General features: G+C 38.0%; 10 protein-coding genes. 4 read left to right on the top strand and 6 right to left on the bottom strand.

The genetic code is table 11. From position 1 onward, the window contains the following. Positions 1–158 precede the first annotated feature (158 nt). Positions 159–839, top strand: coding sequence for a Na-translocating system protein MpsC family protein (locus tag A9C19_RS17840; protein ID WP_072581184.1), 681 nt, complete (start codon positions 159–161; stop codon positions 837–839). A gap of 17 nt (positions 840–856) precedes the next feature. On the opposite strand, the gene A9C19_RS17835 is transcribed toward A9C19_RS17840, so the two are convergent. The 6 genes from A9C19_RS17835 to A9C19_RS17810 form a co-directional block, all read right to left on the bottom strand. Further along, positions 857–2,134: a sensor histidine kinase gene (locus A9C19_RS17835; protein WP_072581183.1), complete on the bottom strand. Its 1,278-nt coding sequence runs from the start codon at positions 2,132–2,134 to the stop codon at positions 857–859. Between the two features lie 483 nt (positions 2,135–2,617). Continuing rightward, positions 2,618–3,820, bottom strand: coding sequence for a 3D domain-containing protein (locus A9C19_RS17830; RefSeq protein WP_072581182.1), 1,203 nt, complete (start codon positions 3,818–3,820; stop codon positions 2,618–2,620). Positions 3,821–4,171: 351 nt separating this feature from the next. Further along, a complete protein-coding gene (locus A9C19_RS17825; protein WP_072581181.1) occupies positions 4,172–5,407 on the bottom strand; it encodes an MFS transporter in 1,236 nt (411 codons plus the stop codon). Positions 5,408–5,596: 189 nt separating this feature from the next. Further along, a complete protein-coding gene (locus A9C19_RS17820; RefSeq protein WP_072581180.1) occupies positions 5,597–6,142 on the bottom strand; it encodes a CBO0543 family protein in 546 nt (181 codons plus the stop codon). Between the two features lie 135 nt (positions 6,143–6,277). Further along, positions 6,278–7,462, bottom strand: a complete 1,185-nt coding sequence (locus tag A9C19_RS17815; protein WP_072581179.1) for a chromate transporter — start codon at positions 7,460–7,462, stop codon at positions 6,278–6,280. A gap of 11 nt (positions 7,463–7,473) precedes the next feature. Further along, positions 7,474–7,782, bottom strand: a complete 309-nt coding sequence (locus tag A9C19_RS17810; protein ID WP_072581178.1) for a PadR family transcriptional regulator — start codon at positions 7,780–7,782, stop codon at positions 7,474–7,476. Between the two features lie 981 nt (positions 7,783–8,763). Here A9C19_RS17810 and A9C19_RS17805 point away from each other — a divergent pair. The 3 genes from A9C19_RS17805 (at position 8,764) to A9C19_RS17795 (ending at position 12,647) form a co-directional block, all read left to right on the top strand. Then, positions 8,764–10,503 carry an ABC transporter ATP-binding protein gene (locus tag A9C19_RS17805; protein ID WP_338022854.1) on the top strand — a complete coding sequence of 580 codons (1,740 nt, stop codon included), beginning with the start codon at positions 8,764–8,766 and terminating at the stop codon, positions 10,501–10,503. Continuing rightward, a complete protein-coding gene (locus A9C19_RS17800) occupies positions 10,496–12,277 on the top strand; it encodes an ABC transporter ATP-binding protein (protein ID WP_072581176.1) in 1,782 nt (593 codons plus the stop codon). Before A9C19_RS17805 ends, A9C19_RS17800 begins: the two co-directional genes overlap by 8 nt. Positions 12,278–12,422: 145 nt before the next feature. Beyond that, entirely contained in the window at positions 12,423–12,647 is a 225-nt protein-coding gene (locus A9C19_RS17795; protein ID WP_072581175.1) for a hypothetical protein, read from the top strand. Positions 12,648–12,818: the final 171 nt, after the last annotated feature.

Genomic DNA, 12,818 nt, shown 5'->3' with positions numbered 1-12,818 from the left:
CTCCAAATAATATGAAAGTTGTAGGAATTATTTATGGATGAATGAACCTTTGACCATACTACTAGCAAGGGAAGATCAGTATGGAGAGGAGTTTTACCCAGGTGTTTAAGAGGTATTAAATTTTTCTTAATCCGCTCATTATATAAGGAGTGCTGCAAATGGAGCAGGATCAATTAAATTGGATAGGCAGCTTTACGAGCAAGCTATTACGTAAGAACTTTGGAAAAGGACCACAATCCTGTCAAGCTACGGCTAGTGAGAATCACTTAGTTATATATATTAGGGGATTTATCTCTCCTATGGAGGAGGTTCTTATCCATCAAGGGCAAAGAAATCAGGTGGAAAGAGCTCGTGCGGTCATAATCAATCATGTGATTGAGGAATTGACAGGAGCACTTAGAGCTAGATATGAAAGGGATGTAACAGAAACGTTTGATGATTGGAATTTCCCGAATAATTCTGGAATGATTATGTTTAAATTAGACGAAATCATCTTGGAGGCTTCTGTGACTGTTCCAGCCTCTTTTACACGTTTGGAGCAAGAAGTCGCGAGAATAAGCCAGCTTGTTCAAAAAGTACCAGATCAAATTCATATATACCAGCTCTCTTCAACCATTTATCTAGTAGAACGAATAGGGATTTTAATTCCTATTGAAAAGGCTCTTGTTAGAAAAGGATTTTTAGAGGAATTAAAGTTAACAAAGGATGAGCTTGAAAAGGAGTACTTTCACAGGTATGGAAAGTTTGATGAACTATTAAATGCAAAGGTGAAGGACATATTTATTGATTGGGATTTTAAAGAGGATAAGTCTTATATGTCGTTTGTAGTATCTTCCTAAAAAGAATCCAAAAGAGATCAAGTACCCAGTTGATCTCTTTTTCTTCCTTCTAGACTAATGATGACCCTCATTACACGACCAACACGTTTCTTTACGATGAGAGTTCCGCCAATCTCTTCAAGAAGGCGTTGAGTAGTAAAAAGGTTAACATTCTTTCCCTTTACAAAAGAAGGGAAAGAATGCTTAGAACTAGAGAACGAGTTTTTTTGATCCTTATTCATTTCTACTATAACCTTATCTGTTTTTTCACAATACGTAGCTGAGACTTGTATGATCCCGTAATCTGCTTCATTGATTGCATATGTAAGTAAGCTCAGAATTGCTTGCTTAAATTTCGCTACATGTCCATTCACATATATATCTCGTTCTGTTACAACAGTTAGTTTTACACCTTGGTGATTTGCATATGCTTGAATTAATAGCTGAATTTCATTCATGACGATATGTAGCCTAAATTCCTTCATTTCTCCACTGGGTGATGGAGAAACCATCGTGTACTCTTTTAAGATATTTTCGCTCCGATTTAACTCATGAATAGCCGTATCCAGTAATTCTGCTGATTGGTTCATAGCCCCATTTCTTGATAATTGTATAAATCCACGAACAGCAGTAAGCGGTTCCCTCATTTCATAGGCAATGGACTTTGCTAACCCACTAACCATATGAAGCTTCTCAGTATGATGTGTATTCTCAGCTTGCATAATGGTTTTATGAGTCGTCTCAATAAATAGCGTATAAAGGATGTAGGCTAATAGATAACCAATGAACAGTATAATTAGCGCTTTAAGGCTCGTATTCTCCATTAAATAAATCTCATCTTTTGAGAAGATCCATAGCTTAATGAACATGAAGCTAAACGTATAGGTAGATAGGACGATACTTGCAAAATATTTCCCTCTCCTATTTAACCGATGATAGCTATTCCTTATGAAATAAATGGTAAGAAATAAAATAAAGGAAAGTAGAGCTGATTCAATGAAAGGAATCCATCCATGGCGAAAAAGTTGAAAAATACTTAAAAAAAGAGCCACTAGCAATGCTGGCTTTCCAATATAAAGAATACAGATAACATATGGAATATAACATAAGCTCCATAGTAATTCTTCATAAGAAGAAGGAGATTCGATTGTAAATAAATTTGTTAGTAGTGTAATAATAGAAAAAATACTAATAGAGATCACTTGATTAATGCGACTTTTTGTTGTCGGTAAAATCCATTGGAAAAAATAGATTGGGACAAGAATAATTAGTAAGTTAAACAGAAGCTGCTCAATCAGTGATGTAGGTAGACTCATATTCTTACTCCCCCTTCCTTTGGGAAAATTCCTGGTGTCTGTACACACAAAAAGCCCAAATAAGAGTAGATTTAAAAGAATCTACTACTTATTTGGGCTCTAATTTCTAGCATTTAAAACTAGGAAAACATAACCAAAATCATTATAAAGTTGTTCGGTGTACTGGTTTTTCTATCATGTAGGTGAAGGCTTCTATCCTTCCATCCCTCTCCATCATAAGGATATTAGCTGGAAATTTCAATAAAAAGTTGAAAAGTATTCATACTAGACAGAAAATGTTCAAGTTTTAATGTGCTATTCTTTTCAAAAAAATAGTTTAGACTCTGTTAAACTTGGCTATTGATTTCTGTGATGGTCTTTCATTTATTAATCAAGATGTCAAGAAGTAGTCCTAAGGAGCTGCCATTAAGTCCTTGACATCAATAAAGTACGAAAAAATCAATATTCAGCTTTAACAAAGCAGGAATTACGTAGTGAAGATAATTAATCTAAAATAATGACCTTTACGTTTTTTCGGCCCCATTGTAATGCTTTTGCACTTGAAGGCATAAGAACGTCGATTTTATGACCAATTATTGCGCCGCCTGTATCACCAGCGATCGCTTCACCATACCCTTCAACCCACACTTTTGAGCCAAGTGGAATGACACCAGGATCTACAGCAATAAGTTTCATATTTTTATTTTTCTTTATGTTGTAGCCTAAGTAGGTAACATCATTTTTAGTATCTTCATGACTATAGGCTGTAGCTGTCACGTAGAATTCTTTTCTAGTAGAAGAAGAGCTTGAGCTAGTGCTTGAACTCGTAGTTGAATCGGTTGTACTTGGTTTGGCTTGAACAGAAGGTTTCGAAACAGCTTGTTGAACAAGCGCCTCTTGTTTTTCCTTTTCAGCCTTTGCAAGCTCAATTGCACGCGCTTTGGCAGCAGCTTCTTCTTTGGCGATCTGATCTTGAATAGCTGTAATTTCTGATTGGATTTTAGCCGTTTCTTTTTCAGCATTGCTTATCTCGGCTGCAATCGTTGTATATTGTTGTTCCATCTCTTTAAGGGCAAAATTGCGTTTTTGTCGTGCCTCTTCAAGCTTAGCCTTCTTTGCTTCAAGATCTGTTTGTTGACTGAAAAGTAAAAGCTCTTGTCTATTAATCTCTTGTTTTTCTTCTTCAATCTTCTTTAAATCTGCTTCTTGCTCATCAAGAATCTCTTTGTCGGCATTTAATAATGTAGCAACAGCACCGATTCGTTCGAAGAAGTTTCCTACGCTCTCAGAATTTACAAGAGTTTCAATGAGGATGGAGGTATGGTCATTATGTTGAAGGGCAACAAGGCGCTTTTCCATAATCCCTTCACGTGCATATACCTTGTCCTGTAAGAAAATAATTTCTTCCTTTTTTTGCTCAATTAATTGTTGGATTTCGTTTATTTTGTTTTCTATTTGTGTAAGATTTTGTTCGTTCTGTGAGATGTCAGCATCAAGCGTAGCAATTGTTTGCTGAATGGTATTGATTTCTTTAAAGATCGTTTCTTGCTCTTTCTCCTTTTGAAGAATGGTTTGTTGATTCTGCTCTAGCTGTTGATTAGCACTATTTAATGTATCATTACTAGTTTGTGCATTTGCCACATACGAAATAGGTAAAGATAATAGAAGGATACTAAGTGTGGCAAAGCTTCTCTTAAAAGCTCGCATAAAGCAACCCCTTTCTCATCCTACTATTTATAACATAGAATAGGAAATCGTAGGTTACAATTAGATTAAAAATAAATGTAATATTTTCCATCCTTGGTCTCGCACGAGGTATCTTGGACTTAAGTGAAGCTGTGAAGTTGGACGATTTTCGACTATAAGCTGATTTTTCGTTGTGTAAACGGTAGTAGCTCCTACTAGTTGATCCATAAGCCCCTGTATAATCGATATATAAAGCTTTCACTATCAAAAAAAGACCTATTCTTTCTCTTTATACCCCTGGAATGATAAGAGGGACAATACATAAAGAGAGAGAATAGGCGTATAGATAGGTCTTTAGTTAAAAGCAAAAAATTATTGCTGCCATTTTCCTAGCATGGTATCAGTAGGCAATCGTAACGCTAGTGTCCCAAGTAGCGGGAGAATAGCAACAGCTATCATGGTAGTTGTTAAGCCGAAAAGGTCGATTAATCCTCCTAACGCAACAGAGCCGATTGCTCCCATTCCAAATGCAAGACCAACCGTTAATCCTGACATCGTCCCTATCTTACCGGGAACAAGTTCCTGTGCGTATACAACAGTAACTGAAAAGCTCGACATTAAGAGAAGACCAATTAGCGCTAATAGAATAAGAGATAAAATGTTACCAACGAAAGGTAGCATCAGTGTGAGCGGTGTTGCAGCTGAAAATGAAAAAATGATCATGTTTCGTTTACCAAAACGATCGGCTAGAGGGCCACCGATAAACGTCCCAATTGCTCCCATTACTAAAAATGTAAACAAATAAAGCTGAGATTGTGAAATAGATAGTTCATATTTTTCAATCGCATAAAATGCATAAAAATTCCCAATCGCACTTACATACCAAGATCGAGCAAAAATGAGTAGGATGATAATGAAAATGGCTTTTTTCACGTTCGCTTGTAAACGAAATGGTTCTTTCGTTTGTGTAACGGTTGATTTTTTAAAGGTTTGGAAGGCTTTAAGCTTTTGAGAATACCAGTTTGCTATATATAAAAGGAAGAGAACAGCTAAACCAGCAACACCGGTAAACCATATCGCACCAAACTGACCTAGTGGCACTAAGATAAAGGCCGTAATTAAAGGAGCTAATGCCTGCCCACTATTCCCACCAACCTGGTAGATTGATTGCGCAAGACCGCGGCGACTTCCAGCAGCCATGTATGCAACCCTTGAGCCTTCAGGGTGAAAGATGGCAGAGCCAAGACCGATGAATAGCACAGAAATGAGAATAGTGGAAAAAGATGGAGCGAATGCAAGCCCGAGAACTCCTAGCATAGAGCTCATTAGCCCAATCGGGAGCGCATACGGAATCGGCTTTTTATCCGTGTAATACCCAACGACAGGCTGCATAACAGATGAAACCATATTTAAACAAAATCCTATTAAGCCTAATTGTGTAAAGGTAAGGCCTAAAGATTTTTCTAAAATAGGAAACATAGCTGGAATAACCGATTGGATGCTATCATTTAAAAGGTGACATAATCCAATAATGAATAAAATGGAATAGGTCGTATTTGATTGTGCAGTAGGCTGTATAGCCCCTTTTGTAGACGTAGCGGTAGTCATATATGAGATCTCCTTATCTTTTCTTGCTTACTAGTCATATTATTGTTAATCGATGGGAAAAATTCAAGTCATATAATCGATCAGTGACACGATATGTTACGGAATAGGGGAAAAAAGAGCCGAATGATGGGCTTTTTAAAAGAAGATACAGGAATTTACGATTTACCTAGAACAAGGAGGAGCCTTAACCTACATCGCTCCTCCTTTTGATATCGACACAATTTTATCCACAAACGCTTTTATTCCAATTGCCAATAAAAAGTAGATTGGAAACGAATAAAAGTGAGACCAATTAAGGGGTAAGTAAATGCCTAAATAGGTCGCTATAGGTTCAAATATAAAGGCAAAAGTAAAGGCCATCCCTAGAGCTGCTATTGTGTAGGCCTTCCATGTCTGAAATAGCTGATAGATAAGCATGAAGAAAATAGAGATCATGACATCAATAGACAGGATCCTCGGTCCCCACGGCAAAACCATGATTGGATAATCCCACAGATCGATATCTCCTCCAATCGTATCTAATATAGAGACCACACTAAAGGTAATGACTCCCATAAAAAGAATAGGCAATAATTTATGTTTATCTGAAACGATAAGCCAGACAATGAATAAAAGTAAAACAGAAATAAGTAAAAACCACCATTGAGGGGAGAAAATAATATGGTTTTGCCAATACTCCCATCTCATCTTGGATATAATTTCTTGTTTTTCAATAATATCCTGTATGTGTATCATATATGTCCCTCTCTAGTAGGATAGATTTTATTAGTATTCGTAAAAAATGGTGGATTATAAGTAAGGGGCTCACATTTAATCGAGAATGAGGGGGAAAATGAAAAGAGACATCGCAAGTTGATGCCTCTAATAAAATTATATGAAAGAAAGGAACCAGCCGCCAATGGCACCTGTAACAACGACAATCCAAGGTGGAACCTTCCAATACACAAGCATGCTAAATAAGATAGCTGCGAGTGCAAAGTCGGCAGCCTCTAAAATAGAACTCGTCCAGATTGGCTCGTAGAATGCGGCAATTAATATGCCGACAACAGCAGCATTAACGCCCATTAACGCGCCTTTAATTTTCGGGTTGCTTCTCAATTCATTCCAAAATGGTAAGGCACCTAAAATAAGGAGAAATGCTGGTAAGAAGATGGCGAAAGTTGCTAATAGTCCGCCTTGCCAGCCGTTAATAACAGCTCCAATATACGCTGCGAATGTAAATAAAGGCCCAGGTACAGCCTGAGCAGCTCCGTATCCACTCAAGAATTCTTCCTCGGTCAACCAAGTTGGAACAAATTCTTTTTCAAGTAATGGTAATACAACGTGTCCTCCACCAAAAACAAGAGAACCAGAGCGGTAAAAGCTATCAAATAACGCAAGCCAGCTAATGGATGTTGCTTGATTTATGATCGGAAGAACAATTAATAATCCAAAGAATAACACTAAGCAAAAGGTAGCGAGACGCTTAGAAATCGGAAACGTCAGAACCGTTTCGATTTTTTCTTTTTGCTCTTTAAAAATGAGAAAACCTAGTAATCCTGCTAAAAGAATAATGCCAATTTGGGTGTATGCCGTTTGCCACATTAATGTGCCAACTAAAGCGAATAGAGCAATGGCCTTTCGGTTTAAATCAGGTGTTAGCTTCTGAGCCATCCCTAGGATCGCGTGAGCTACAACTGCGACAGCAACAATTTTTAAGCCATGAAGCCAGCCAGCTGTTCCAATATCAACACGTTGTAGCAAGATGGCAAATAAGATGAGGGCGATGACAGATGGAAGGGTAAAGCCGATAAAGGAAGTAATCCCACCTAACACACCTGCTCTCATAACACCAATTCCAATGCCAACCTGACTGCTTGCTGGACCTGGGAGGAACTGACAAAGCGCGACAAGGTCTGCGTAGCTTTTTTCATCCATCCATTTTCTTCTTCTAATATACTCTTCATGGAAATAGCCTAGATGGGCGACAGGTCCTCCAAAAGAAGTGAAGCCTAATCTTGTTGAAACAAGTAAAATTTCTATTAAGGTTTTAAACGTTGGTCTCTTTGTCTCCATTTTTAACTCCTCTACTCTTTAATTTCGTTAAACAGCTCATATGCTTTTTTTCTTGCTTCATCTAAAATCTCTGAGCCTTTATCTGTAATGGAATAATATTTGCGGATTTTCCCTTCGATGTTTTTATCTTCACGATGTAATAACCCATCTGCCTCCATTGAATGAAGAATGGGGTAAAGCGTACCGGCACTGATGTTGTAGCCATGCTCCTGCAATTCTTCAAGCATCCAAAGACCAAAAATGGGCTGTTCCTTTGCGTGATGAAGAATGTGAATGTGAATAAAGCCGAGAAACAGCTTTCGTACTACTTTATCTTCCAACTAATCACCTTCCTTGTTTTCGAAAATCAATATCGAGATTCAATAACAATTATGAAATTACCATGCCTTCTTCATGAAGTGCAAGGATTTTGCAGATAATTTACAAAAATTTTATAATTAAACTTAAGGCTTAATATTTGTGCTACTAGAAATCTTTTTTTCTTTCTCTGTAGAATGAATTTTATAAAAATGGAATCCTTAGCGCCCCAAGGCTTTCAAGGTGCAAAAAAGGAGTACCTCCCCAAAATGGCGAAATAAGTAAGCACACACACAAATTGATGAGACTGGAGGAAGACTCCCCTTACTCTCACGTTAAACGTAGTGAAGAAACAAAAGCATCATTTCCTTTCAAGTTTGAGTTTCACATCACGTATACATTAAATGTCATTTACAAACCTAGCACGATCCTTCTGAAGAAGAAATGCCAATATATGCTGGATTTCATCCATATTTTAAAACAGCAAACTAATCGTTATAAATAAAAACCGATGCAATCGAATATCTTGATGATAATGAGATGAAAATGAAGCCAGACGGTGATGAGGTGGAGCTGAATAAAAAGGAGGCGTATGTGCTAAAAAACAGCTTCTGGATCAGTTGGTTTCCTGCTGGATAAAATAGGGAATGAGAGTAGCCTAACGTATGAATAATACGTTCCTTTATGTGATGTGTGGACAGAAGAGGGCCAGGGATGTATCTGTCGAGCCTGGGATGTCAAAAAAGAGATGAATTCAATCGTGGAAATGAACGAACAATGATTTCTGTAAGGGAAACTGTAACAGCAAAGGCTGGGATTAGCTTTTCAGAAGGAGAAAAGTAAGACGGATATACATAACTTGTTATTTAGTAAAATGAAGGGATTGCTCTAACAGAGGTCTTGTGCCTTTTAAGTGATAAACAGACCTTTTCCATTTAATTAAGTATGCCTGTTAGCACCAATCTCTCAGGAAGAAGTCATAAGTAAGTGAAAAGAAAGTACAAATAGGGACTGGAGGTAATACCATCTTACATACATTTCGAACATATCTATCACCCTATCGCATAGCAATTACGGTTGCTCTTACGCTGATGTTGACTGAACTTGCGGTGGAGCTTACATTGCCATTATTAATGGCGAAGATAATTGATGAAGGGATTTTAGCAAAGGATCTTTCAGTGGTCATTCAGTGGGGAAGTGTGATGATCGGTTTATCGCTACTTGCTTTTGTTTGTGGGATTATTAATTCCTTTTATGCTGCGCATGTAGGTCAAAATTTTGGCTTTACCATTAGAAAAGCACTATTTGTAAAAGTACAGAACTTCACTTTTGAAAAGCTTAACAAATTTCCTACGGCATCATTGATTACAAGGATGACAAATGATGTGACACAGCTCCAAAATACCATTTTTATGGGGCTTAGAATTATGCTTAGAGCCCCATTACTACTTATTGGTTCAATTATCATGTCCTTTATTGTCAGTCCTGTTTTAGCAACTGTGTTTCTTATCGCTGTACCCATTGTTGTTATCCTGCTTATTACTATTTTGAAACGAGGGAGTAAGCTGTTTCAATTGGTTCAAAAAAAGCTTGATTTTGTAAATGATGTGTTAAGAGAAAATTTAGTAGGGATGAAACTAATTAAAGCCTATGTAAGGAAGGAGTATGAAAGAAGTCGCTTTAATGAATCGGCTGACTCCCTAAAGATCACGACAATTAGAGCATTGCGGATCATTGAATCCTCTATGCCTATTCTTTTGTTCATAATGAATGTAGCGATTCTTGTTCTTTTATGGAATGGATTTTGGTTAGCCGATGGAAGTCGTATTGAAGTCGGGGAGGTTGTCGCTGTTATTAATTATGGATTGCGTACAACAGCCGTATTGTCGATGTTTTCGTTTATCATTATGTTTATTTCTAGATCTCGTGCTTCTGCAGAGCGAATTTATGAGGTGTTACATACAGAAGAGCAGGATCTATTACACGGAAAACCCTCTCTTTTCTCTCAAGGAGACATTACCTTCGAACACGTGACATTTTCCTATCCAGGGGAAGAGAGTGTTCTAAAGGATATCTCTTTTAGCGTACATGCTGGAGAAACCGTGGCAATTATGGGAGGAACAGGGGCAGGGAAGTCCTCGCTTATGCAGCTGATTCCAAGGCTTTACGAGGTGGATTCTGGGAAAATCAGCATTGATCAAGTAGATATCTCTACAATGAATTTAATTGACCTGCGTAACCAAACAGGTCTCGTCCCTCAAGAAGCGGTGCTTTTCACAGGAAGTGTGAAAGAAAATATTGTATGGGGAAAAGAAGATGCAACAATGAGTGAAGTGGTTGAGGCAGCTAAGGCTGCGCAAATTCATGAAACCATTGAAAAATTACCTCAACGCTACAACACAAGAATTGGTCAAAAAGGTGTGAATCTTTCAGGTGGCCAAAAACAACGTCTCTCCATTGCTAGAGCGTTAGTACGAAAGCCAAAGATTTTACTTTTTGACGACAGTACGAGTGCGTTAGATGTTCATACAGAAAAGGATTTAATGGAAGCTTTGCATGAGTATTCTGCGACCATGTTAATTATTACCCACAAAATAAGCACCGCAATGCAAGTAGATCGGGTTTTACTATTAGATGAGGGACATTTAGTAGCGGAAGGAACACACGAGCAGCTACTCAAAACCTCCCCGTTATATCATAAAATCTATCAATCTCAAATGTCGGAGGAGGTTGTCTATGATTAAAGAATTAAAAGCTCCCTTCCAATATGAGCGGATTGTGGAAAGTGAAGGTTCCGTTGAGAAGAAGAAACAGAAGGTAAGCTTTAAGCAGGCAACCTACACTTTACGAAAGTTATGGTTCTATCTGTCATCAAGACGTATTCTGTTTTCGCTCGTCTTACTGATGGTGCTGATTAGCTCTGGATTGGGCTTGTTAGGTCCATATATGATTGGTCATGCGCTTGATACGTACATTGTACCTGGTCAAAGCGAGGGTCTCCTAACCTTATTGGTAGGATTAGTAGCTGTGTTTATTTTTCATTCCATTTCTCTTTTCCTGCAGAATTATTGGATGATTGGGATTGCTCAACAAACAGTTAATACAATGAGGACGGATTTGTTTCGTCATTTTCATGTGCTCCCTATTTCTTTTTTTGATAAAAGACAGCACGGTGAATTAATGAGTAGGGTGACCAATGATATCGAGAATGTAAGTACGACGTTGAATAGCTCGATCATTCAAGTATTCTCAAGTGTTCTTACTTTACTAGGGACGGTTACAGTCATGATTTTCCTTAGTCCTTTGTTAACAGCTGTGACGTTGATTATAGTTCCTTTAATGGTTATTGGGATGAAGTGGATAACGAGCCGAACAGGTCGTTTGTTTAAACAGCAGCAACAACATCTTGGTGAGCTAAATGGCTATATTGAAGAATCCATTTCCGGGCAAAAGCTAATTAAAGCTTATTCAAAAGAAGCGCGTGTTATTGAAGAATTTATTGAAAAAAGTGACCAGCTAATGTTATCTGGTTTTTGGGCACAGACGATCTCAGGCTTTATCCCAAAAGTAATGAATATGCTTAATAACCTAAGCTTTGCCATAGTTGCAGGAGTAGGTGGGATATTAGCATTAAATGGCTTGGTAACAATCGGGATGATCGTTATTTTCGCCGAGTATGCAAGACAATTTACGAGACCATTAAATGATTTAGCTAATCAATATAATACGTTGTTATCAGCAATGGCTGGGGCTGAAAGGGTATTTGATATTTTAGAGGAGCCGAAAGAGGAAGAAGATTCCGAGTACGCCTCCAACAAAAATAAACCGATTAATGGGGAAGTTGAATTTGTAGACGTATCGTTTTCTTACGATCAGGATGACTCAAAGCAAACAATTAACCATATTAGTTTTAAGGCGTTAGCTGGAGAGACGGTCGCATTTATTGGACCAACTGGGGCGGGGAAAACGACCTTAGTCAATTTAATCTCAAGGTTTTATGATGCTACCGATGGGATTATCTATGTAGATGGAAGAGATATAAAAGAAATTAGTCGAGATGAATTAAGAAGACAAATGGCGTTTGTTCTTCAAGATACCTTTCTCTTCCATGGGTCAATCATGGAAAATATTCGCTATGGTCGGTTAGAAGCAACAGACGAAGAGGTGGTAAAAGCAGCAAAGCAAGCCAACGCTCACTCCTTTATCCAACAGCTTCCGAACCAATATGAAACGCAAATCAGTCAAGATGGGAATGGCATTAGCCATGGGCAGAAGCAGCTTTTAGCCATCGCAAGAGCAATGCTTGCAAACCCGAAAATCCTTATCCTAGACGAAGCAACGAGTAGCATCGACACGATCACAGAAATCAAAATTCAAGAAGCCCTAAACCATCTCATGAAAGACCGCACCACCTTCGTCATCGCGCATCGTCTTAATACCATCCGCCAAGCTGACAAGGTGATCGAAGTAAAGGCAGGGGAAATCAGTGCCTGTCATCTTCCAGAATTTGTTGAATGAAAAAAGAGCCTGGCTCAGATGTGCACCCCAAAAGTTAGACGAACTAATTCTACCTTTTGGGGTGTTTCTTGTGGTCAAATATGATGAAAGATTGAAGCGAAATGTAGTTAACGCTTATTTAGTTCGAGAAGGTGGATAGGCTTTCTTGGCTAAAAGCTTTGGAATTCGACGTAAAACCAATATAAGAAAATGGGTTAGTGCTTTCCGACAATTTGGGAAACGGAGATTGACTAAAAACAGCTTCATCTCCCAGGTCCCAGGCTTTTTGCATGGAATGGGTGTTCAATCGATTCACCTTCAGCTTGCTTTTACCTACATCATTTTTACAAGCTCTAAAAATATGAGTAGCCAATTCAATCATGTCATGTAATATTTACAATCTAAACAGTATATTTACAATTATATACAAAGTCTTCATACTCTCTTAAACTTTTGGTAGTAAGATGTTAATAGAGAAGGACAAGTGAATATCAACCAGGTTGTGATAATGAGAAACCATAAAAAGAAATAGGCGTACTACTGCTTAGTAACCCCTGTGTTT

It is taken from the genome of Bacillus weihaiensis, from assembly GCF_001889165.1.
Taxonomy (GTDB): Bacteria; Bacillota; Bacilli; order Bacillales; family Bacillaceae; genus Metabacillus; species Metabacillus weihaiensis.
This window is presented reverse-complemented; position numbering and strand designations above follow the sequence as displayed.